The sequence below is a fragment of the Propioniciclava tarda genome (assembly GCF_900182665.1).
In the GTDB taxonomy this organism is placed as follows: Bacteria; Actinomycetota; Actinomycetes; order Propionibacteriales; family Propionibacteriaceae; genus Propioniciclava; species Propioniciclava tarda.
Window position 1 is genome coordinate 1 of sequence record NZ_FXTL01000005.1, and the last position, 21,815, is coordinate 21,815.

25 protein-coding genes are annotated in these 21,815 nt (G+C 68.2%); 10 read left to right on the plus strand and 15 right to left on the minus strand.

Features of this window, described 5'->3' with window-relative positions; genetic code table 11:
• The first annotated feature begins 79 nt into the window (after positions 1-79).
• Genes FN821_RS05490 through FN821_RS05500 form a run of 3 tightly spaced genes read left to right on the plus strand, consistent with a single transcriptional unit; the run spans position 80 to position 3,458 of the window.
• Positions 80-688, plus strand: a complete 609-nt coding sequence (locus tag FN821_RS05490; RefSeq protein ID WP_131171720.1) for a phosphotransferase — start codon at positions 80-82, stop codon at positions 686-688.
• A gap of 2 nt (positions 689-690) precedes the next feature.
• Positions 691-2,706 carry a 1,4-alpha-glucan branching protein GlgB gene (gene glgB / locus FN821_RS05495; RefSeq protein ID WP_131171721.1) on the plus strand — a complete coding sequence of 672 codons (2,016 nt, stop codon included), beginning with the start codon at positions 691-693 and terminating at the stop codon, positions 2,704-2,706.
• Positions 2,703-3,458 carry an NUDIX domain-containing protein gene (locus FN821_RS05500; RefSeq protein WP_131171722.1) on the plus strand — a complete coding sequence of 252 codons (756 nt, stop codon included), beginning with the start codon at positions 2,703-2,705 and terminating at the stop codon, positions 3,456-3,458. The genes glgB and FN821_RS05500 overlap by 4 nt, the downstream gene beginning before the upstream one ends.
• On the opposite strand, the gene FN821_RS05505 is transcribed toward FN821_RS05500, so the two are convergent.
• A complete protein-coding gene (locus FN821_RS05505; RefSeq protein ID WP_131171723.1) occupies positions 3,445-4,530 on the minus strand; it encodes an NAD-dependent epimerase/dehydratase family protein in 1,086 nt (361 codons plus the stop codon). The genes FN821_RS05500 and FN821_RS05505 overlap by 14 nt on opposite strands.
• Positions 4,530-5,414 (minus strand): tetratricopeptide repeat protein, encoded by an 885-nt coding sequence (locus FN821_RS05510; protein ID WP_241660125.1) that lies wholly within the window; start codon positions 5,412-5,414, stop codon positions 4,530-4,532. The genes FN821_RS05505 and FN821_RS05510 overlap by 1 nt, the downstream gene beginning before the upstream one ends.
• A gap of 135 nt (positions 5,415-5,549) precedes the next feature.
• On the opposite strand from FN821_RS05510, the gene pgm reads away from it, so the two are divergent.
• Positions 5,550-7,178: a phosphoglucomutase (alpha-D-glucose-1,6-bisphosphate-dependent) gene (gene pgm / locus FN821_RS05515; protein ID WP_131171724.1), complete on the plus strand. Its 1,629-nt coding sequence runs from the start codon at positions 5,550-5,552 to the stop codon at positions 7,176-7,178.
• A gap of 54 nt (positions 7,179-7,232) precedes the next feature.
• On the opposite strand, the gene FN821_RS05520 is transcribed toward pgm, so the two are convergent.
• Positions 7,233-7,868, minus strand: a complete 636-nt coding sequence (locus FN821_RS05520) for a PH domain-containing protein (protein ID WP_131171725.1) — start codon at positions 7,866-7,868, stop codon at positions 7,233-7,235.
• A gap of 2 nt (positions 7,869-7,870) precedes the next feature.
• Positions 7,871-8,026: a hypothetical protein gene (locus tag FN821_RS14210; protein ID WP_165489271.1), complete on the minus strand. Its 156-nt coding sequence runs from the start codon at positions 8,024-8,026 to the stop codon at positions 7,871-7,873.
• A gap of 211 nt (positions 8,027-8,237) precedes the next feature.
• Between FN821_RS14210 and mce the strand changes: the two genes are divergently transcribed.
• The 3 genes from mce (at position 8,238) to FN821_RS05535 (ending at position 11,085) form a co-directional block, all read left to right on the plus strand.
• The gene (gene mce, locus FN821_RS05525) at positions 8,238-8,690 is read left to right on the plus strand and encodes a methylmalonyl-CoA epimerase (protein WP_131171726.1); all 453 of its coding nucleotides are present in this window, start codon (positions 8,238-8,240) and stop codon (positions 8,688-8,690) included.
• Between the two features lie 152 nt (positions 8,691-8,842).
• Positions 8,843-10,012 (plus strand): DivIVA domain-containing protein, encoded by a 1,170-nt coding sequence (locus tag FN821_RS05530; protein WP_131171727.1) that lies wholly within the window; start codon positions 8,843-8,845, stop codon positions 10,010-10,012.
• Positions 10,009-11,085, plus strand: coding sequence for an AI-2E family transporter (locus FN821_RS05535; RefSeq protein ID WP_131171728.1), 1,077 nt, complete (start codon positions 10,009-10,011; stop codon positions 11,083-11,085). The genes FN821_RS05530 and FN821_RS05535 overlap by 4 nt, the downstream gene beginning before the upstream one ends.
• On the opposite strand, the gene nucS is transcribed toward FN821_RS05535, so the two are convergent.
• Positions 11,082-11,777 carry an endonuclease NucS gene (nucS, locus tag FN821_RS05540; RefSeq protein ID WP_131171729.1) on the minus strand — a complete coding sequence of 232 codons (696 nt, stop codon included), beginning with the start codon at positions 11,775-11,777 and terminating at the stop codon, positions 11,082-11,084. The two genes, FN821_RS05535 and nucS, sit on opposite strands and share 4 nt — an antisense overlap.
• A 31-nt stretch (positions 11,778-11,808) precedes the next feature.
• On the opposite strand from nucS, the gene FN821_RS05545 reads away from it, so the two are divergent.
• Entirely contained in the window at positions 11,809-12,081 is a 273-nt protein-coding gene (locus FN821_RS05545) for a hypothetical protein (RefSeq protein WP_131171730.1), read from the plus strand.
• A complete protein-coding gene (locus FN821_RS05550; RefSeq protein ID WP_131171731.1) occupies positions 12,081-12,884 on the plus strand; it encodes an alpha/beta fold hydrolase in 804 nt (267 codons plus the stop codon). The genes FN821_RS05545 and FN821_RS05550 overlap by 1 nt, the downstream gene beginning before the upstream one ends.
• A gap of 107 nt (positions 12,885-12,991) precedes the next feature.
• Here FN821_RS05550 and FN821_RS05555 read toward each other — a convergent pair whose 3' ends face one another.
• Positions 12,992-13,609: a peptidylprolyl isomerase gene (locus tag FN821_RS05555; protein ID WP_241660126.1), complete on the minus strand. Its 618-nt coding sequence runs from the start codon at positions 13,607-13,609 to the stop codon at positions 12,992-12,994.
• 70 nt (positions 13,610-13,679) lie between these two features.
• On the opposite strand from FN821_RS05555, the gene FN821_RS05560 reads away from it, so the two are divergent.
• Positions 13,680-14,330: a cob(I)yrinic acid a,c-diamide adenosyltransferase gene (locus FN821_RS05560; RefSeq protein ID WP_131171733.1), complete on the plus strand. Its 651-nt coding sequence runs from the start codon at positions 13,680-13,682 to the stop codon at positions 14,328-14,330.
• Here FN821_RS05560 and FN821_RS05565 read toward each other — a convergent pair.
• Genes FN821_RS05565 through atpB form a run of 9 tightly spaced genes read right to left on the minus strand, consistent with a single transcriptional unit; the run spans position 14,321 to position 21,732 of the window.
• On the minus strand, positions 14,321-14,761 hold the full coding sequence (locus FN821_RS05565) for a DUF2550 domain-containing protein (RefSeq protein WP_131171734.1): 441 nt from the start codon (positions 14,759-14,761) through the stop codon (positions 14,321-14,323). The two genes, FN821_RS05560 and FN821_RS05565, sit on opposite strands and share 10 nt — an antisense overlap.
• A 24-nt stretch (positions 14,762-14,785) precedes the next feature.
• Positions 14,786-15,202, minus strand: a complete 417-nt coding sequence (locus FN821_RS05570) for a F0F1 ATP synthase subunit epsilon (RefSeq protein WP_131171735.1) — start codon at positions 15,200-15,202, stop codon at positions 14,786-14,788.
• 1 nt (position 15,203) lies between these two features.
• Positions 15,204-16,664: a F0F1 ATP synthase subunit beta gene (gene atpD, locus FN821_RS05575; protein ID WP_131171736.1), complete on the minus strand. Its 1,461-nt coding sequence runs from the start codon at positions 16,662-16,664 to the stop codon at positions 15,204-15,206.
• A 25-nt stretch (positions 16,665-16,689) separates the two neighbouring features.
• The gene (locus tag FN821_RS05580) at positions 16,690-17,598 is read right to left on the minus strand and encodes a F0F1 ATP synthase subunit gamma (protein ID WP_131171737.1); all 909 of its coding nucleotides are present in this window, start codon (positions 17,596-17,598) and stop codon (positions 16,690-16,692) included.
• A 3-nt stretch (positions 17,599-17,601) separates the two neighbouring features.
• On the minus strand, positions 17,602-19,224 hold the full coding sequence (gene atpA, locus FN821_RS05585; RefSeq protein WP_131171738.1) for a F0F1 ATP synthase subunit alpha: 1,623 nt from the start codon (positions 19,222-19,224) through the stop codon (positions 17,602-17,604).
• A 33-nt stretch (positions 19,225-19,257) separates the two neighbouring features.
• On the minus strand, positions 19,258-20,052 hold the full coding sequence (locus tag FN821_RS05590) for a F0F1 ATP synthase subunit delta (RefSeq protein ID WP_131171739.1): 795 nt from the start codon (positions 20,050-20,052) through the stop codon (positions 19,258-19,260).
• A complete protein-coding gene (locus tag FN821_RS05595) occupies positions 20,049-20,582 on the minus strand; it encodes a F0F1 ATP synthase subunit B (RefSeq protein WP_131171740.1) in 534 nt (177 codons plus the stop codon). Before FN821_RS05595 ends, FN821_RS05590 begins: the two co-directional genes overlap by 4 nt.
• A gap of 10 nt (positions 20,583-20,592) precedes the next feature.
• Positions 20,593-20,817, minus strand: coding sequence for an ATP synthase F0 subunit C (gene atpE, locus FN821_RS05600; protein WP_131171741.1), 225 nt, complete (start codon positions 20,815-20,817; stop codon positions 20,593-20,595).
• A 48-nt stretch (positions 20,818-20,865) separates the two neighbouring features.
• Positions 20,866-21,732 carry a F0F1 ATP synthase subunit A gene (gene atpB / locus FN821_RS05605; protein ID WP_131171742.1) on the minus strand — a complete coding sequence of 289 codons (867 nt, stop codon included), beginning with the start codon at positions 21,730-21,732 and terminating at the stop codon, positions 20,866-20,868.
• Positions 21,733-21,815: the final 83 nt, after the last annotated feature.

The following is a 21,815-nucleotide window of genomic DNA, read 5'->3' on the forward strand; positions in this document are numbered from 1 at the left end:
CTGACTCACCCTCGCCGCTCGACAGCCGCGACGGCGACCCACCCGCCACCCACGACCAACCCGCCGTCAGATAGACGCCTTGTTCAGCAGGCTCCTAGGCGCCGAGCTGGCCCGGGTCCACGCAGCCCTGGCAGAGAAGTTCGCGACCTCCACGGCGTCCGGCGACGACCTCGCGAATGAGATGACCCGCCGGCTCGACGCGGCCGTCGCAGCGGCCCCCGCGCTGGCGCCCTACCGCGACGCGCTGGCGTCCGAGTTCGACACCCTGCGGAGCGCGGACCTGGCGGTGCAGCGCGTCCACGGCGACTTCCATCTCGGGCAGACGCTGCACTCGCCCAACGGCTGGACGATCATCGACTTCGAGGGCGAGCCGGCGAAGTCGGCCGCAGAGCGACGTGCTCCCGACTCGGTCTGGCGCGACGTCGCGGGCATGCTGAGGTCGTTCGACTACGCCCGCAGCGCGCACGCCGAGCCCCTCGGCGACAGCGCTCGAAACTGGACGCGACAGGCACAGACGGCGTTCTGCGAGGGCTACTGTGGGGCCAGGGAGGCACCCCGTGCCCTCCTGAGTGCATACGAGGCCGACAAGGCCGCGTACGAGGTGGTTTACGAGACGCGCAACCGTCCGGACTGGGTGGCGATTCCCCTGGGAGCCGTTGCCTTACTAGCAACATCGGTGAAGGAGTAGTCATGGCAATAGACCAGTTCGGCGGGCTTGGTGGCTGGGATTTCGAGGGGTTTCACTCCGGCGGAGACACCGAGTGCTGGAAGCGCCTCGGCGCCCACCTCGTCACCCTGCACGACGACGAGCGCGGTGAGGTCAAGGGCACGCGCTTCACCGTGTGGGCCCCCAACGCCCAAGCCGTGCGCATCAACGCCGACTTCAACTGGTGGACCGGCGACGCTATGCAACTGATCCCCAACACGGGCGTGTGGGTGATCTTCGTCGAAGGTGTCGGCGAGGGGACGCTGTACAAGTACAACATCCTCGGGGCCGACGGGGTCTGGCGCGAGAAGGTCGACCCCATGGCGACGTTCGCCGAGCAGGCGCCGGCCAACTCGTCGATCGTGTACGAGTCGAAGTTCGTCTGGGACGACGACGAGTGGATGGCCAAGCGCGCCACGACCCAAGCCCACGCCGCCCCCATGTCGATCTACGAGGTCCACCTGGGCGGCTGGCGCAAGGGTAAGAGCTACCTCGAGTTGGCCCACGAGCTGGTCGAGTACGTCAAGTGGCAGGGCTACACCCACGTCGAGCTGATGCCGGTGGCCGAGCATCCGTTCGTGCCCAGCTGGGGCTACCAGGTGACCAACTACTTCGCGCCGCAGAGCCGCCTGGGGCGTCCGGACGACCTGCGCAACCTCATCGAGGCGCTGCACAAGGCGGGCATCGGCGTGATCCTCGACTGGGTGCCTGGCCACTTCCCCAAGGACGAGTGGGCCCTCGGGCGCTTCGACGGGACGGCGCTCTACGAGCACGCCGATCCGCGCCAGGGTGAGCACAAGGACTGGGGCACCTACATCTTCAACTACGGCCGCAACGAGGTGAAGTCGTTCCTGGTCAGCAACGCGCTGTACTGGGTGAGCGAGTTCCACATCGACGCGCTGCGGGTGGACGCCGTGGCGTCCATGCTCTACCTGGACTACAGCCGGGAGCCGGGTGAATGGGTCCCGAACCAGTTCGGCGGCAACGAGAACCTCGAGGCGATCGACTTCCTGCGCTACGTCAACAAGCACCTCTACGAGCGCGTCCCGGGCGTCTGCCTGATCGCCGAGGAGTCGACGTCGTTCTCGGGCATCACCCGTGAGGTTCACAACGGCGGGCTCGGCTTCGGCTTCAAGTGGAACATGGGCTGGATGAACGACTCGCTGCGCTACCTCGCGCTCGAGCCGATCTACCGGCAGTGGCACCACAACGAGATGACCTTCGCGATGGTGTACCAGTACACCGAGAACTTTGTGCTACCGATCAGCCACGACGAAGTCGTGCACGGCAAGGGCTCGATGATCAACAAGATCCCCCAAGACGACTGGCGTAAGTTCGCGACGCTGCGCGCCTTCTACAGCTACATGTGGGCGTTCCCCGGCAAGCAGTTGCTGTTCATGGGCTGCGAGTTCGGCCAGCGCTCGGAGTTCAACGAGGACGCCTCGCTGGAGTGGTGGGTCACGGATCTGTGGGGCCACCACGGCCTGCAACGCCTGATCAAGGACCTCAACGAGCTGTACGTCGCCCATCCGGCTTTCTGGAAGCTGGACAGCGATCCGGCGGGCTTCCGCTGGATCAACGCCGACGACGTCAGCGGCAACACCTTCAGTTGGGTGCGCAGCGACGGCGAGGGTCAGCAGATCGCGTGCGTCATCAACTTCAGCTCCGAGCCGCGGCATGACTACCGCATCGGCCTGCCGGCCTCCGGCACCTGGACCGAGATCCTCAACAGCGACGCGGCCGTCTACGACGGCTCCGGCGGCGTGGGGAACCTGGGTCGGGTCATCTCGACCGCCGATCCGAGCAACGGCTTCGACCACAGCGCGCTGGTGCAGGTGCCACCGCTCGGCGCGGTGTTCTTCCGCTACGAACCCGAGCCGGTCGCCATCGAGGAGAAGGCGGACGCCGACTACGTGCCCAAGCGGTCGGGCGCGACGCGCGTGACGGCCCCCTTCGACCTGGACGCCGCCCCCGAGCACCTGGCCGTCGAGCGGGAGTGAGCGACGACGTTCTGCGGCTGAGCTGGGACGACGCTACCTCCGTTGACCGGCTGCGCGGCGTCCTGGCTGCCCTGGACGCCGCGGGCGGTCCCGTATCGGGGCGGGTGGAGGTGGCGGTCGCGTCGCCTTCGCCACGCGGCGTCCGGACGCTGCTGCACCAGCACGGCTTCCGGCTGGAGGGGCGGTCGCGACAGTCCCGCCAGACGGCGTCCGGGCCGGCCGACGTGCTGCACTACGCCCGCCTCGCCGACGATCCCGCCGAGGGCCGGGAGCGGTTCACCGCGGTCATGAACTCGGTCACGCCGCGCAAGCGGCTGATCGCGCACGCGTTGGTGACGGACGCCGCGGGTCGCGTCCTGCTGTGCGAGACCTCGTTCAAGGCCGACTTCGAGCTGCCGGGCGGCATCGTGGAGCCCTTCGAGTCGCCTCGCGTGGGTCTGGTCCGCGAGCTCACCGAAGAGATCGGACGTCCGCTGGCCGTAGGCCGGGTGTTGGTCCTCGACTGGCTGCCGCCCTACCTCGGGTGGGAGGACGCGCTGGAGTTGATCTTCGATGCTGGCATGTTGGACGCCGACGCTGCGGCCGGCCTCGTGCCCGACGGCGCCGAGATCGTCGCCCTGCACTGGCTCGAGCCGGACGCCGCGGCGTCCGCCATGACCCCGATCGCCGGACGGCACCTGCGAGCGGCGCTGAAGGCACGGGAGGCTGGGGAGTCCGTCTACCTCGAAGCCGGCGACGTCATCGGCGCTTGAACGCCCCGCGATCGATCATCTGGGCGGCCATGTCTTCCAGCGACTCCCACAGCGGCCGGTAGTTCACGCCGAGGCTCTCGCGGCTGCGGGTGTTGTCGACGAGCAGCACGTGCCCGATGTTGCGGGTCACGTACCGGCGCTGGATGGTGACCAGCGGCCCGACCGCCCACACCAGGGGCTTGGGCAGCGCGAACCGGGGTAGCGCCAGCGCCCGTCCGAATCGAGGACGCAGCAACCGAGCCATCTCCATGGTGTCGGTGTCGTGGCCGCACAGCAGGTAGCGGCCGGAGGCGTCCGGCAGGAAGGCGGCCGCCACGTGCGCCCGCGCGACGTCGCGGACGTCCACCGCGGGCAGCGGCAGCCGGACCCCTCCGAAGCGCATGGTGCCGTCGCCGAGCATCTTCATGATGGTGAAGGAGTCCGACGTCGGATCCGGGTTGAGCGCCGGCCCGAGGACCATGCCCGGGTTCACCGCCACGAGCCGCCAGCGGTCCTGGGCGTCCGCGATCCGCCACGCCTCACGCTCGGCGAGGGTCTTGCTGTACAGGTAGGGCTCGTAGGTCAACGACGCGGTGGTGTTCCAGAGCGACTCGTCCAGGACGCCGTGCGGCGCCTGCTCGGACTCGATGGCGTCGCTGTAGACGGCCGCGATGGAGCTCGTCAGCACCACCCGCTCGACCGACGGCGTCGCGCTCGCCGATTCCAGCACCGAACGCGTGCCCAGGACGGCGGGGTCGACGAGGTCGCGCTGCGGGTCGGCGACCGCCCGGGTGAACGGCGATGCCGTGTGGATCACGACCCGGCAGCCCCGCATGGCCTCGGTGTAGGCCCCGGGGGTGAGTAGGTCGGCGGCGAACAGCTTCAGCTCCCCGGGAGCGGCGTCGGCCATGGCGACCAGGTGCGCGACGCGAGCGGAGGCGTCCGGATCGCGCACGGCCGCATGAACGGTGACGCCGGCGTCCAGCAGCGCCTTGACGACCCAGCCCGCGACGTAGCCGGTGGCCCCGGTGACGAGGACGGGCGCGTCAGTCGGGACGTCGATGCCGCTCAGGTCGACGCTCAGGCGCGCCATCAGTAGAGCGCCGACATCAGGTCGCGGCGGGCCTTGAGGACCATCGGGTCCGACGAGCCGATCGTCTCGAACAGGGCGAGCAATCGAACCCGGGCCTTGTCCCGATCGGCGCCGGACGTGGCGCGGACCACTCCGATCAGCCGGGCGAACGCTGCCTCGGGCACACCGCCGGCCACCTCCATGTCGGCGGCGGCCAGCTGGGCGTCGACGTCGTCGGGGTGGGCCGTCGCGCGGGCGATCACGAGGTTCGGGTCGGCGTCCCCGAGCCGGACCAACAGCTCCGCCCCCGCCTTGCCCGCCGCCGCCTCGGAGTCGCCAGGGGTGGCCGACAGGATCTTGTCGAACTCGGCCACGGCGAGGGCGTAGTCGCCGGCCTCCATGGCGGCATCGGCGGCTGCGAACCGAACGTCCGGCTCGAGCGGCGCCTCGGCCTCCGCACCGGCCGCGACGGGCTGCGCCTTGGCCACAACCCCATTGGCGACGGCCGCCTGGATCAGCTGATCGATCAGCGCCGACACCTCGGATCTCTCCCGGGTGCCCTGGAACAGTGGCATGAGCTGCCCCGACAGCACGCCGACGACCATCGGGACCGCCTGGATGCCGAGCGCCTGCGCGATGCGCGGGGCGGCGTCCACGTTCAGCCGGACCAGGAGCCAGCGTCCGGCGGCGGCGTTGGCGAGGGACTTGAGGTCGGCCGACAACGCGTCCGCGTTCGCGCGCGGGCTGTAGAACTCGATGACGACCGGATGCCGCATGGACAGGTTCAGGACGTTCTCAAACGTCTTCTCGTCGGCCTCGACCACGTAGGACGCCCCGGCGGGCGTCTTGGCGGCGGCGGCGAGTCCGGACAGGTCCATGGCATTGGCACCGAAGCTGGCGTTCATGGCGCCCATTCTCGCATCACCGAACCGTACGCTCCGTCACGCGATCGAGCGCCCGGGAGGCCGACCCGCTCCACCCGACGCGCCAACAAGCGACAACCTCACCGGCGCGAGCACCGGGCACGGCAAGATGGGGGCATGGTTTTCGAACGAGCAGGACAGCGCGCGCTCCCCAGCGACCTCACCGACATCGACGCCCTGATCGCGGCGTACTACGACCTGATCCCCGATCCGGCCAACCCTGACCAGCAGGTCGCCTTCGGCACGTCCGGGCACCGCGGCTCGTCGCTCAAGACGGCGTTCAACGAGGCCCACATCGCGGCCACCACCCAGGCGATCGTCGAATACCGGGCCGCCCAGGGCGTCACGGGGCCGCTGTTCATCGGCAAGGACACCCATGGGCTGTCGCTGCCCGCCTGGAAGACCGCCCTGGAAGTGCTGCACGCCGCCGGCGTGGACGTCCGCGCCGAGCGCGACGACGAGTACACCCCGACGCCGGCTGTCTCGCGGGCGATCATCGTCTACAACCGCGATCACAGTGGCCCGCGGGCCGACGGCATCGTCGTCACCCCGTCGCACAATCCCCCGCCGGACGGGGGCTTCAAGTACAACCCGCCCCACGGCGGCCCGGCCGACAGCGACGCCACCAAGGTCATCGCCGCCCGCGCCAACGAGCTGCTGGGCGACTGGCGTTCCATCAAGCGGACGCCCTACGAACGCTGCGAGTCCGAGATCGTCCGCCACGACTACCGGACGCCCTACTGCGCCGACCTCGCAAACGTCATCAAGCTGGACGCCATCCGCGCGGCCGGACTCAAAATCGGGGCCGACCCGATGGGTGGGGCGTCCGTGCAGTACTGGGAGTACATCGCCGACACCATGGGACTCGGGCTCTCGGTCGTGAACCGCACCGTCGATCCGGCGTGGCCGTTCATGACCCTCGACTGGGACGGCAAGATCCGCATGGACTGCTCCAGCCCGTACGCGATGGCGTCCCTCATCGCCAACCGCGACCGCTACGACCTGTCGACCGGCAACGACGCGGACGCCGATCGCCACGGCATCGTCACCCCGGACGCCGGCCTGATGAACCCCAACCACTACCTGGCGGCGGCCATCCAGTACCTGTTCGCCCACCGCGAGGGCTGGAACCCGGACGCCGGCATCGGCAAGACGCTCGTCTCGAGTTCGATGATCGACAACGTCGCGGCCAAGCTGGGCAAGAAGCTGGTCGAGGTGCCCGTCGGCTTCAAGTGGTTCGTGCCCGGCCTGATGGACGGTTCCATCGGCTTCGGCGGCGAGGAGTCCGCGGGGGCGTCCTTCTTGACGCTCGACGGCAAGACGTGGACGACCGACAAGGACGGCCTGATCCTCGACCTGCTGGCGTCCGAGATCTTGGCCGTCACCGGACGGACGCCGTCGCAGCACTACGCCGATCTCGAGGCCGAGTTCGGCAAGACCGCCTACGCGCGCGTGGACGCCCCGGCGAACCGCGCGCAGAAGGCCAAGCTGGGTGCGCTCTCCCCCACCGACGTCACCGCCACGGAGCTCGCGGGCGAGCAGATCGTCGCCAAGATGACGAATGCGCCGGGCAACGGCGCCGCCATCGGTGGGCTCAAGGTCGTCACCAAGAACGCCTGGTTCGCGGCGCGGCCGTCCGGCACCGAGGACGTCTACAAGATCTACGCGGAATCGTTCAAGGGACCCGAGCACCTCGCCCTGGTCCAGGCGGAGGCCAAGAAGGTCGTGGACGCCGTCCTGTCCTGAGTCCCGCACAGCACGAGGGCCCCGGAGCAATCCGGGGCCCTCATGGTTTTGAGGTCAGCTGCCGTCTCCGGCCGATTGCGGGCTGCGCCTGCGCCTGAGGCGTCCGGCGATGCGAGCCAACCGCGACGGGTCGGCGTCCGAAGCTTCGTCGAAGAAGTCGTCGTACTCGCTCGCGTCGCCAGCCTGCGCGCGCAGGCCCGAGCGCTGGATGACCGTTTGGATCATCAGGTCGCGGCGGACGATGTCGGGCACGTAGGGGACGCGTTTGAGGCCCTGGTCCTGGGCGGCGGTCTCGAACACGAAGTGGCCATAGTTGAGCACCTGGCCCAGCAGCGGACGGTTCATCGTGATGTCCAGCAGTCGCGCGATCGGCACGCTCGCCATCTCTTGGTTCAGCACCCCGTGCACGCGGAACACTCGCATGTTGGTGACGACGAACCTGTCCATGTTCTGCGTGTGGATCTTCCAGATGCCGACCAAGCCGAGGATCAGACCGGCCCAGAGCCCGGCAGCCCACCATTGGCGCAGGAGCGGCATCGCGACGAAGCAGACGATCCCGAGCAGCACGAGGCCCAGGCCCGGCACGCGGGTGATCCAGTGCCGTTCCACCTGATCGACGACGAACTCCCCCTCCGACGACAGCAGGTGACGCTCAACTCGCGGACTCAGCAGGCCCGCAAAGAACGACATCGCTAGGCGGCCAGTTGGGTGAAGAACCGGCCGATGGAGTCGAATGCGGTGAAGACCGTCTTCACGATGCCGGCGGCCGCTTCGGGACGCGTGACGAGGTAGAAGATCAGGAACGCGACGATGAGCGCCCAGATGGCGTTCTTGATGAGTTTGCCCATGACAAGCCTCCGGGGAAGATGGCGAGACTACGCGGACACTCTTCCGGACGGCGCCTGCGTCCGGCCCGCGACGCGCCGACGTGGATCGCGGCGTCCGAAGTCTCGACCGGGGCTGGAGCGTCCGGCAAGGCCCCCTTGAACCGCCCAATTCATGGCCGCCCTTGCCTCGAACGCGCGCCCCGGCGGCTGGCGTCTGTGCCAAGGTTGTGGCATGGATAATTCAGATCTCTTCGTCTGCATCGATCACATCGGTCTCGCGGTCCCCGACATGGACGAGGCCCTCCGGCTGCACGTTGACGTGATGGGCTGGCGCTTGCTGCATCGCGAGCAGAACCAGGAGCAGGGCGTCGACGAGGCCATGTTGGGCACCGGCGCGCAGGGCGACGAGAACGCCATGATCCAGTTGCTCGCCCCGCTGTCCCCTGAGTCTGCCGTCGGCAAGTTCATCGAGAAGAACGGCGGACGCGGCGGCATCCAGCACATCGCCTACCGCGTCGCCGACATGGACGCCGTGGACGCGACCCTCCGCGAGCGCGGCGCGACGCTGCTCTACCCGGCACCGAAGTCAGGAACGGGCGGGGCCCGCATCAACTTCATCCATCCCAAGAGCACCGGGGGCGTCCTGCTCGAGATCACGGAGCCACCGGCGGCGCCGCATCACTGATCCCTCGCCCCGAGCGGGGTCGACGGCTCATCAATGTCGGATTCTCAGAGACTCCATAGCGCCCGGAGCGTCTACCAGCGGCGGCGCCCGTCCGCGCTCCGACTAGCATGGGCACGGAGGAATGAGCGTTCAAGATGTGAGAAGAGGATCTCGTGAGCCAGCACCCCAGTGGACTCGACCTGTTCGATGAGAAGGCCTCCGCCGTGCGCGGTTTCTCGACCGTGATGCGGGGCTACGAGAAGAAGTCGGTGGACGATTACATCCGCGACATCGAGCAGCAGGTGGCCCAGCTCAAGCACCAACTACGCCAGACCCAGCAGGAGCTCACGGCGGCGAACCTGCGGCACGACGACACCGACTACAGCAAGCTCGGCGCGCACACGGCGTCCATGCTCAAGGTCGCCGAGTCTCAGGCCGCCGAGCTGGTCATGAAGGCCGAGAGCCAGGCCGAGGTGATCCGGGCCCAGGCGCAAGAAGCGGCGGACAGGCTCAAGAGCGAGCGTGAGCGGACGCACCACGAGCAGCGGGCCTTCGGGATTGCCGAACTTCAGGGGCTGCGGGCCGAGCTCGACGCCCAGACCAAGCGCGAGCTGGACTCCGCGCAGGCGGAAGCCCAGGCCCTGCGCCAGTCGGCCGACCAGCATCGGCAGATGGTGATCAAGGACGCCGAGACGCAGGCGTCCGCCCTGATCGCGGCGGCGCGCACCGAAGCTGCGCACCTCGTGGCCGTCGCCCAGGCCGACGCGGACGCCCTTCGCGCCGAGGTCGCCCGCCACCGCGAAGAGTCGCTGGCGGCGCTGGCGTCCGAGCAGGCCGGCCTCCGCGACGAACTGGCGTCCCTGATGGCCGACGCGCGGTCCAAGTCGGACGCCCTGCAGGACACCCTCGCCCAGGCCGCGGCCGACCTGCGCACCCGCCAGCAGGCCGCGCTGGCCGACGCCGAAAGCCTCAAGGCCGCGGCCATCACCGAGGCGGCGGCGCTGATCGACCGCGCGAAGGCCGAGGCCGAGGCTCATCGCGTCGAGACCGAAACCGCGCTGATCAGCCGCTCCGAGGAGCTGCAGCGCGAGCAGAACCTGCTCAAGCAGCGCAAGGAAGCCCTCATCGCCCAGCTCAGCAACCTGAGCTCCTTGGCGACCATGTCGGCGCTCGAGTTCCCCGATCAAGACGGCAACCATCCCATCTCGGCCGAACTCATCGACATCGAGGACGCCGCACCGCAGGCTGAGAGTTCCAAAGGTGCTGATCCCCAGGCCGACCACGCTGAGGACCACCGAGCCCAAGACCGCAAGGCCGAGGACTCCGAAGAAGAGCCTCGGTGACGGATCCCGGGGCACCGTCGAGCAGACCGCGCACGCGCCGGACGCTCCTGGAACGCTCGCCGTTCGAGGCGGGCTTCCTGGCCGTCCTCGGCGGCATCGCCGCCATCGGCCTCGTCACGGTGTTGGTCAACCTCCAGTCCGTCCTGGTGGTCGTGGTGCTGTCGCTGTTCCTCGCCTTGGGCATCAACCCGATCGTGGACTGGCTCGTGCGCCGCAGCGTGCGGCGTTCGCTGGCCGTGGTGGCCGTCACGCTCGCGGTGCTCGCCGTGCTCGGACTCGGCATGTGGGCCGTCGTTCCGATGGTCAGCGACCAGGGCGTCCGGCTGCTGCGCAATGCCCCCGGCTACCTTCAGGCGCTCCGGGAGAACGGCCAGATCGCCGCGCTCGACCACCAGTTCAACATCATCGGCAAGATCACCGAGCTCGTCACGTCCGGAGCCTGGGTGAACGCGCTGTTCGGAGGGCTGTTGGGGGCGGGCGTTGCCCTGGCGACGACCATGGCGTCCGTGGTGATGACCCTGGTGCTGACCCTCTACTTCCTGGCGTCGCTGCCGGCGATCAAGAACCTGATCTACCAGTTCGCGCCGGCGTCCCGACGCGATCGGGTGCGCTTCCTCGCCAACGAGATGTTCGAGCGGATCGGCGGCTACCTCACCGGGATGTTCCTCGTGGTCCTGCTCTGGGGACTCGGCAGCTTCCTGGTGCTCAACGCGGTGGGTCTGGGTCAGTACGCCCTCGCGCTCTGCATCGTCGTCGCCGCCCTGGCCTTCATCCCCATCGTGGGGTGGATGGTCTCGGCCGCCCTCGTGGTCACCATCGCGATCTCCGTGTCGCCGACCGCCGGGGTGATCTGCGCGGTCTACTTCCTGATCTACAGCCAGCTGGACGCCTACGTCGTTCAGCCGCGCATCTTCAGCTCGTCGCTCAACGTGCCTCCGGTGCTGATCGTGCTGGGCGCGCTCAGCGGTGGCCTCCTGCTGGGCATCGTCGGCGCACTGCTGGCGATTCCGACCGTGGCGTCCCTGCTGCTGCTCTACCGCGAGGTACTGGTCCCGCATCTGGACGCGAGCTAGAAGAGACGATCCTCGGCGTTGTCGAGCCCGCGGAGGGCGTCGTAGTCGACGGTCACGCAGGTGATGCCCCGGGCGCTGGCCAGGACCCGCGCCTGCGGCCTGATCAGCTGGGCCGCAAACACCCCTGAGACCGGACGCAGGTGGGGGTCGGCGTTCAACAGTTCGAGGTAGCGGGCCAGCTGCTCGACGCCGTCGATGTCGCCGCGCCGCTTGATCTCGACGGCTACGTAGGCACCGGCCCCGTCGCGACACAGCAGGTCAACAGGGCCGATCGCGGTCGGATGCTCGCGCCGGACCAGCCGCCAGCCGGGTCCGAAGGTCTCGGGATGCTCGGCCAGCAGCGCCTGCAGGTGGGCCTCCACGCCGTCCTTCACCAGGCCGGGGTCGACCCCGAGCGGGTGATCGCTGTCGTGCAGCACCTCGGCGATCGACACCCGCAAGGTGTCGTCGTCGCGGTTGCGCACCTCCCAGACCTGGACGAGTCCCTCGTCGTCGGGATCATCCGGGTCGGCATCGCGGACCGTGATGGTGCAGGGCGGGTTCATCCAGTTCAGCGGCTTGTAGGCCCGGTCGTCCGCATGCACCGAAATCGAGCCGTCCGCCTTGCACAGGATCAGCCGCGGCGCCATCGGCAGGTGCGCGGAGAGGCGTCCGGCATAGTCCACCTGGCACCGGGCTATCAACAATCGCACCCGGCGAAGCCTACCCGTTAGGGTGTTGTGCATGGCTCGACGTCCCAGCAAGCACGTGCGTCCGGCTAGGGCGCTGGCAAGCTCGTTCGCTGGCTCGCAGGTCAAGAGCGACGGCGACTGGGTCCTGCAGAGCATCGGGGCAGGACGTTCTGAGAAGGCCTACCTGTGCCCCGGCTGCAACCAGCAGATCGCGGCTGGCGCGTCGCACGTGGTCGTGTGGCCCAGTGTCCCGGCGATCGGCGCGACGTCGGGCCTGGACGACCGCAAGCACTGGCACCGGCCCTGCTGGGATCGGAGACGCTGATGAGCCTGCACGTCCGCCTCGTCGGCCCCGGACGCCCCAACCTGCTGTTCCTCCACGGCCTCTTCGGCCAGGGTCGGAACTGGACCGGCATCGCCCAAGGCCTGCTGCCCGAGGCGACCTCGCTGCTGGTCGATCTGCCCGACCACGGGCACAGCCCCTGGTCGGCCGAGTTCTCCTACGAGTCGATGGCGGACGCCGTCGCCGCCGACGTGAGCGAGCGACTGGGCTCGGCCGCCGCCCTGACCGTCGTCGGTCACTCGATGGGCGGCAAGGTGGCCATGTTGCTCGCACTGCGGCACCCCGAGCTCGTCCGCGGACTGGTGATCGTCGACATCGCCCCCGACGACTCGTCGCACGGCTACGGCTTCGGACGCCTCGTCGACGCCCTGCTCGGCCTGCGACTGGACGGCCTGGAGAGCCGCGCGGCGGCGTCCGATCTCTTGGCCGACGAGATCGCGGACCCGGTCGTCCGGGACTTCCTGCTGCAGAACCTGCGCCGCCACAAGGGCCAGTGGCGCTGGCAGTGCAACCTGGACCTCCTGTCCGGGGCGCTGCCGCAGATCAGCGGCTGGCCGGCGGACGCGTCCGGCAGCTACGGCGGACCGGTGCTGTGGATCCGCGGGGAGCGGTCCGAGTACGTCCGCGAGGAACACTTCGCGGCGATGCTCGCCCTCTTCCCGAGGGCGGCGCTGCTGACGGTGCCGGACGCTGGCCACTGGGTCCACAGCGACGCCCCGGACGCCGTGACCGACGGAATCCGCCACTATCTGGTGGCCGAGGGGCTCAACCGCGACCTGCCCTGACCGACGCCCCCGCCCCTGCGCAGCGACGCTTGGACGTCGGCCGCATCGTGGACCGTTGGCGGACAGGGCTGCGACGGTGGCCTCGCCGAGGTCGAGCCGGCGGACGCTCAGCCGACGGTGACCTGGGTGATGGTCGTGTTGGCAAGGGGGCGTCCGGCCATCGGAGCCTCGGACTTGTCCGTGCCCTGCTCCCCCATCGCCTGCAGCACCGCCAGCCCCTTGGCGTCGATGCGTCCGAACACCGTGTAGTTGGGCGGGAACGGCGAGTCGCCGAAGACGATGAAGAACTGGGAGCCGTTCGTGTTGCGTCCGGAGTTCGCCATCGCCACCACGCCCTCCGTGTACGCCTTGGTGTGCGACAGCTCGTCGTCGAACCAGTACCCCGGGCCGCCTCGACCGGTGCCGGTGGGATCGCCGCACTGCAGGAAGCGGTACCCGCCGCCGCTGCTCATCCGGTGGCAGGTCGTGTTGGTGAAGAAGCCTTGCTGCGCCAGCGACTCGAACGAGTTGGCGGTGCACGGGGCCGCGGCCCGGTCGACGGTGACCTGCACCGGCCCGCTGGCGAAGGTCAGGGTCACCACGCCGACCCCGGAGTTGGGCACGTTGCTCGTCGGGGGCGGGTCCACGGCCTTGGCCGGGGTGTTGGTCGAGCGGTAGATGCAGGTCGCCCCCGCGCCGGCGCTCGGGGCCTTGGTGGGGTTGGGGGCAACGGCGCATGCGCTCAAGGCGAGAGCAAGCAGGACGGCGGAAACGGCTGCGCGGAACACGACAGCTAACGTCACATAGGGTGGCGTCATGGTCAACCTGACACGCATCTACACGCGCACCGGAGATGCGGGGAGCACGCGGCTCTCCGACAACTCGGAGGCGTCCAAGACCGACTTGCGTGTCGAGGCCTACGGCGACGTCGACGAGGCGAACAGCACGCTGGGCATCGTGCTGGCCCTGGGCGTGGAGGAGCCGCTGGCCGGCGTCCTGCGCGAGGTGCAGAACGAGCTCTTCGACGTCGGAGCCGACCTGAGCACCCCGTACGACCCCAACCCCGAGTGGCCGCCCCTGCGCATCGAGGCGGCGAGCATCGAGCGCCTAGAGGCGTGGTGCGACGAGTTCTCGGCCGCTCTGCCCGATCTGCGCTCGTTCATCCTGCCGGCGGGGACGCCGGCCGGGGCGCACCTCCATCTGGCCCGTACCATCGTCCGCAGGGCCGAACGGACGGCCTGGCGCGCGGCGGAAGTCCACGGCTTGTCCGGCCCGGACGCCGCACCGGGCGGCATGAATCCGCTCGCCATCACCTATCTCAACCGGCTCTCGGACCTGCTCTTCATTGCCTCCCGCGTGGCGAACGGGACAGACCACGAGGTGCTCTGGGTGCCCGGCAAGGATCGCGCGGCCCCCTCGCCGAGGGCGCAGGCGCAACGCGACCGGATCACCGAGTCTCAGCGGTAGCCACTCCCAGGCGGAGCCGCCTCGAGCCAGGACAAAAAGGCGGTCATCCGGGCGGGCGCCATCGCGAGTTCCACGGAGCGCCCCTCAGGATCGGTGAGCTGGACGACTCGGTCCTGATCGACCAAGAGCGCCCGCTCCGCGGGCTCCAGGACGCGACTGGCGGTCGGCTGGGCCTGCCCGCGGCGGAGGGTGACCTTGGGGCGCAGCGACCACGAGAACACGCGGTACCACTCCACCAGCTCACCGTTAAGCCGCACGACTCCGAGCATCCAGGTGCTCGGAGTCATGATGGCGGAGCGCAGCGAACAGTCGAAGACCCACCCCGATCTGGCCAGCCATCGCCGCCGGCCGATCAGCCAGACCACGGGGATCAGGGCCGCCACGAGGAGAACAGCCAAGGTCAACTCGGCTAGCGTGAGCCCGTCTGCCAAGAGCCGTCTCCTTCGTGTTGGGCGTCAGCGAAGACCGCTGGACGCCTTCTGCGCGGCCTTGAACTGCGCGGCCGCCCGGTTGTAGTGCCGCTTCGTCTCCTCGTCGACGTTGCCGGCCTCGAGCGCCTTGGCAGCGCTCGCCATCTCCAGTTCGGCCTCGTGCAGGGAGATCGTCTCGGCGAGCGTCGCGTACTGGCTCAGGATCGACACCTTGTTGTCGTTGACCGACAGGAAGCCGCCGTCGACGGCCACGATCTTCCGCTCGCCCCCCGTCGTGAGGACCTCAGCAGCGCAGGGCACCAGGACGCCCAGAATCGGCTCGTGCCGAGACAGGATGCCGATGTCGCCCTCGGTGGTGCGAGCGACGACCGACAGTGCTTCGCCTTCCCAGACCCGGCCATCCGCGCTCACCACCTCGACCCACAGGGAGTCGTCTGCCATGTCAGCCTTCCTTCTGGATCTTGTCCCACTTCTCCATGACCATGTCCATGCCGCCCACGTTGAAGAAGGCCTGCTCGGCGATGTGATCGACCTCGCCGTTGCAGATCATCTTGAACGACTCGATGGTGTCTTTCAGCGGGACGGTCGAGCCCTCGATCTGGGTGAACTTGGTAGCCATGTAGGTGTTCTGGCTGAGGAACTGCTGGATGCGGCGGGCCCGGGACACGATGATCTTGTCCTCTTCGGACAGCTCGTCGACGCCCAGGATGGCGATGATGTCCTGAAGCTCCTTGTTGCGCTGCAGGATCTGCTTGACGCGGGTCGCGGTGTCGTAGTGGTCGCGCCCCACGAACTGCGGGTCGAGGATGCGCGAGGTCGACGTGAGCGGATCCACGGCCGGGTACAGACCACGCGAAGCGATGTCGCGGCTGAGCTCGGTGGTGGCGTCCAGGTGGGCGAACGTGGTGGCCGGAGCCGGGTCGGTGTAGTCGTCGGCGGGCACGTAAATGGCCTGCATCGAGGTGATCGAGTGGCCCTTGACCGAGGTGATGCGCTCCTGGAGCTGGCCCATCTCGTCAGCCAGGTTGGGCTGGTAGCCCACGGCCGAAGGCATGCGGCCCAGCAGGGTCGACACCTCGGAGCCCGCCTGGGTGAAGCGGAAGATGTTGTCGATGAAGAGCAGCACGTCCTGCCCGGCGACATCGCGGAAGTACTCGGCCATCGTCAGCGCCGAGAGGGCGACGCGCAGACGCGTGCCCGGCGGCTCGTCCATCTGACCGAACACCAGGGCGGTGTCCTTCATGACTCCGGCCTCGATCATTTCGTGGATGAGGTCGTTGCCCTCACGGGTGCGCTCCCCCACGCCGGCGAACACCGAGGTGCCACCGAAGTTGTGGGCGATGCGGTAGATCATCTCCTGAATCAGCACCGTCTTGCCGACGCCGGCGCCGCCGAACAGACCGATCTTGCCGCCCTGCACGTAGGGGGTGAGCAGATCGAGGACCTTGATGCCCGTCTCCAGCATCTGGGTCTTCGGCTCGAGTTCGTCGAAGTTGGGCGCCTGACGGTGGATCGGCCAGCGCTCGGTGATCTCGAGCTTCTCGCCCTCGGCCAGGTTGAGGCAGTCGCCGGTCACGTTCCAGACGTGGCCCTTGGTGATGTCACCGACGGGAACCGAGATCGGCTTGCCGGTGTCGCGCACCTCGGTGCCACGGCGCATGCCATCCGTGGGCTTGAGCGAGATCGCGCGGACGATGTTGTCGCCGATGTGCAGGGCCACCTCGGCGGTGATCGTGCGGCTCAGCTCGCCGGCCTCGATGTCGATGAGGAGGGCGTTCATGATCTCGGGCATCTGGTCCGGGGGGAACTCGATGTCCACCACGGCGCCGATGACCCGCGCCACGCGGCCTACGCCCGGAGCCTTCGCTGCGGCGTCCGGCGTCTTATCAAGGGTCACAGTCATTGGTCTATCTCTCGCTCTCGATGCCCTAGTCGGCTGCCTGGGATTCGTTCAGCGCACTCGCGCCGCCGACGATCTCGTTGATTTCCTGGGTGATCTCGCTCTGCCGCGCCTGGTTCTCCTGACGCGTCAGGTCCTCGATCAGTTGCTCGGCATTGTCCGTGGCGGACTTCATGGCGCGCTGCTGGCTCGCCAACTGCGACGCGGCCGCCTGAAGCAGGTAGAACCACACCCGGCTCCGCACATACAGCGGCAGAAGCTCGTCGAGCACCTGCTCCGGGTCCGGCTCGAACTCGTACAGCGGCGGAATCTCGCCCTGCCCGACCTCGCGGACGCCCTCCACCACTTCGAGTGGCAGCAGGCGACGGACGCGCGGGGTCTGGGTGAGCATCGACTCCATGCGCGTGTAGACGGCGTAGATCTCGTCGACGCCGCCTTCCTCGGTGGGCTTCAGGAAGTCGGCGATCAGACGATCTGCGATCTCGTGGGCGTCCGAGTACCTCGGCGTGTCGCTGAAACCGTGCCAGCTGGCCTCGACGTGCAGCGCGCGGAAGGTGAGGTAGTCGATGCCCTTCTTGCCGACGGCGTAGCGGACGACGTCCTTGCCCTCGGCGTGCAGGCGATTCGCCATTCGCTGCATGGTCTTGATCGCGTTGGAGCTGTAGGCCCCGTTCATGCCCCGATCAGAGGTGAAGAAGATCAGGGCCACCCGCTTGCGCTCGCCCTTGGCGTTGGTGAGCGGGTGGTTCACGCGCGAGCGCGTCGCAACGGCCGACACGGCCTTGTTCAGCTCACGCGTGTACGGCAGCGCGTCGTTGGCGGCGTGCTGTGCCTTGATGATCTTCGAGGCAGCGATCAACTCCATCGCCTTGGTGATCTTCTTGGTCGAGGTCACAGACTTTCGTCGCTGCCTCAACTCGCGCAATCCGGCGCCCATGGATCAGACCCGGATCTGCTCGTTCTGGGCGACGCCGTCTTCCAACGGCTTCGCGTGCGTCTCCTCGTCGGCCGCCTTCTCCTCGGTCGTCCGGAAGGACGCCTTGACCTTGTCGATCTCGGCGACGACGGCCTTCTGCGTGTCCTCGTCGAAGGTCTTCGTCTCGGCGATCGTCGTCAAGATCGGCGTGTTGCGGCGCAGGTGCTCCAGCAGGTCACTCTCGAACCGCAGCACGTCGGCGACGGGGATCGAGTCGAAGTAGCCGTTGTTGCCGGCCCACACGCTGACCACCTGGTCCTCGACCGGGAACGGCGTGTACTGGGGCTGACGCAGCAACTCGGTCAAGCGAGCGCCTCGATCGAGCTGGCGGCGGGACGCAGCGTCCAGATCGGAGGCGAACATCGCGAACGCCTGCATGTCACGGAACTGTGCGAGGCCGATCTTCAGCGTGCCGGCGACACCCTTCATGGCCTTGATCTGGGCGGCGCCGCCGACGCGGGACACCGAGATGCCGACGTCGATGGCGGGACGCTGGTTGGCGTTGAAGAGGTCGGACTGGAGGAAGATCTGGCCGTCGGTGATCGAGATCACGTTGGTCGGAATGTAAGCCGAGACGTCGTTCGCCTTGGTCTCGATGATCGGCAGGCCGGTCATCGAGCCACCGCCGAGCTCGTCGGAGAGCTTGGCGCAGCGCTCCAGCAGGCGGCTGTGGAGGTAGAAGACGTCGCCGGGGTAGGCCTCGCGGCCCGGCGGGCGGCGCAGCAGCAGCGACATGGCGCGGTAGGCCTCGGCCTGCTTGGTCAGGTCGTCGAACACGATCAGGACATGCTTGCCGGCGTACATCCAGTGCTGGCCGATGGCCGAGCCGGCGTACGGCGCGATGTACTTGTAGCCGGCCGGAGCGGACGCCGGGGCGTGCACGATCGTCGTGTACTGCAGCGCGCCGGCGTCCTCGAGGATCTTGCGCAGCGAGGCGACCGTCGAGCCCTTCTGGCCGATGGCGACGTAGATGCAGCGGACCTGCTTGGTGGGGTCGCCGGTCTCCCAGTTCGCCTTCTGGTTGATGATCGTGTCGATCGCGACTGCGGTCTTGCCCGTCTTGCGGTCACCGATGATCAGCTCGCGCTGGCCGCGTCCGATCGGGATCATGGCGTCGATGGCCTTGATGCCGGTCTGGAGCGGCTCGCGGACCTCCTGGCGGTCCATGACGCCGGCGGCCTGAAGCTCGAGGACGCGGCGTCCCTCAGCCTTGATCTCGCCTAGGCCGTCGATCGGGACGCCCATCGCGTCGACGGTGCGTCCGAGGAAGGCGTCGCCCACCGGAACCGACAGGACGTCGCCGGTGCGCCGCACCGTCGAGCCCTCTTCGATGCCGTCCGACTCGCCGAGCACGACCACGCCGATCTCGCTGACGTCGAGGTTCAGGGCGATGCCGCGGGTGCCGTTGGCGAACTCCAGCAGTTCGTTCGCCATGACCGACGGCAGCCCCTCGACGCGCGCGATGCCGTCGCCGGAGGTGGCGACGATGCCGACCTCGTCGCGGGATGCGGTATCGGGCGTGTAGTTCTGCACGAATCGATCAAGGGCGTCCCTGATCTCCTCGGGACGAATCTGGAGTTCCGCCATGATGGGTCCTTCTCGCTTCGAAATGGTCTTGGGTTAGCTCAGCTGGCGCCGCACGTCCGACAGACGCCCGGCCACGGTGCCCTCGATGACTTCGTCACCGATCGACACGCGTACTCCGCCGAGGACGGCGGGATTGACGATCACATTGAGGGTGACGTCGCGGCCCAACTGACGGCTGAGCGCCGTCTTGAGCCTGGACGCCTGGTCGTCCGACAAGGGACGTGCGGTTTCGACGGTAGCGATGCCGCGGTTGCGCAGCTCGGCAGCCGTCGCGAGGTAGCTCTGCAGCGTGAGATCGAACGTGCGCTGCCGGGCCACCACGGCCCTCCGGGCCAGCGTCGCGGTCGCCGCGAGCGCGTTTCGGCCCAGCACGTCGACGATCAGCTGCTGCCGGTGCGCCACGGGAACCTGACGCTCGCCCAGGGCGACGCGCAGCTCGGGATGGGCGTCGACCGCACGTCCGACCTTGAACAGCTGGTCTTCGACCTCGTCCAGCTGGCCGGCCGCCCGGGCCTGCTCCAGCACCGCACGGACGCCCTGGCGTTCGATGGCCGCGACGAACGAGCCGGTCGTGGACCACGCGAGCTTCACCGCTCCCAGCAGAACGGAGAGGGCGGCGTCCGACACTTTGCCCTTGAACAGCGACGTGGCGACGTTCACGCGTGCTTCCTCGGCCGTGCCCGCGTCGGTCAACGCCCGACGGAGACTCGGTGATCCGCTCAGCGCGTCGGCGACGGCGAACAGTTCCTCGCCCACCGCGGCGGTCGCCGCGGCGGGATCGAGAACCCGGTCGAGCGCGTTCTGCCGGGCATCGGCGTTAGCGCTCATGCCCGCCCCGCGGGTGCCTGAGATTCCAGCTCGGCCAGGAAGCGATCCACGGTGCGCTTGGCGCGCTCGTCGTCGCTCAAGGACTCGCCCACGATGCGTCCGGCCAGGCTCGTGGCCAGGCCACCGACCTCGGTCCGCAACTGCGTCACGGCGGACGCGCGCTCGGCCTCGATCTGCGACTTCGCGTTGGTGAGCAGTCGAGCCGACTCCTCCTGGGCCTGCTGACGCATCTCGGCGACGATCGCGGCACCCTGGGCCTTGGCTTCCTCGCGGAGACGGCCGGCCTCCTCGCGGGCACCGGCAAGCTGCGCCTTGTAGTCGCTCAGGGCGGCCTGCGCCTCACGCTGGGCAGCCTCGGCGCGCTCGATGCCGCCTTGGATCAGCGAGCTGCGCTCGGCGTACGTCTTCTCGAACATGGGGACGACCACCTTCGACATCGCGTACAGGATGATGAAGAAGAGGACGAGGCCCACGATGATCTCGGACGGATCCTGCGGCAGCAGGGGTCCGAAATCCAGCAACGGTCGCATCGCGCGCGACCTACTTCAGGACGAAGGCGAGGGCGATGCCGATGATGGCCAGAGCCTCGACGATCGCGAAGCCGATCCAGGCCGTACCCATCATGGCGCCGCGAGCCTCGGGCTGGCGGGCGGTCCCGTTGATGACCGAGCTGAAGACCATGGCGACACCGATGCCGGGGCCGATCGTCGCAAGGCCGTAGCCGATCATGTTGAGAGAACCGCTGATCTCGAGGAGCTCAAGCATTGCACTTGCCTTTCGTGGATTGATTACTACAGGGGATGACTAGGACTATCAGTGATCCTCGGCCAGGGCCGAGGAGACGTACTGGGCGGTCAGAACCGTGAACACGTAGGCCTGAATGAAGGCGATCAGCAGCTCGAGCGCGAACACGGCGAAGCTGAACAGGATGGACACGACGCCCGCGGTCTTGAGCAGCGGAATCGGGAACCCACCGTAGGTCTCGTTGGCCAGAAGCAACATCGATCCGCCGGCGACGAACACCAAAACCACGAGGTGACCGGCGAAGAGGTTCGCGAAAAGACGGAGGGCCAGGGTCACCGGGCGAACGATGATGTTCGAGAGGAACTCGAGCGGGATGATGATGATCCACAGGGCCGGCGGCACGCCGGGAGGCAGGCACATCTTCTTCATATAGCCGCCGAAGCCGTACTTCTTGATGCCGACCGCGTTGTACAGCAGCCACGACAGCAGGGCCAGCGCGTAGACGTACCCGATCTTGCTGAACGTCGGCATCATGAACAAGAAGAACTGGCCGAAGAAGTTGTTCACCAGGATGAACGAGAAGACCGTCAGCAGGTACGGCACGAACGGGCGGAAGTCGTGGCCCAGGATGTCGCGGGCCACGCCGTTGCGCACCATGTCGTAGGCCATCTCGCCGAACGACTGCAGCTTGCCCGGCACCATCTTCATGTTCCGAGAGACCAGCACCCAAAAGGTGATGACCAAGATGGCGGCGATGACCGCCTGCGCGAGGATGTTGTTGAGCCAGAAGAACTGCTCGCCGAGGCCCGGGAACAATGGGCGAGAGCAGAAGCTCAACTGCCCCGGGGGCCAGTGGTGTTCGCCACCACAATCAGCCCAGCCGGTCGCCTCGGCGCCGCCCTCCAGTGGGATCAAGAGGCTTGTCAGCCCTCCCATGCGTCCTCCTGTCGGTGTCTGTGCGGTCACGCGATCGAGGACGGTGCTGGCCAGGCGAGCGCCCGGTCTTCTTTGCCCTGCTC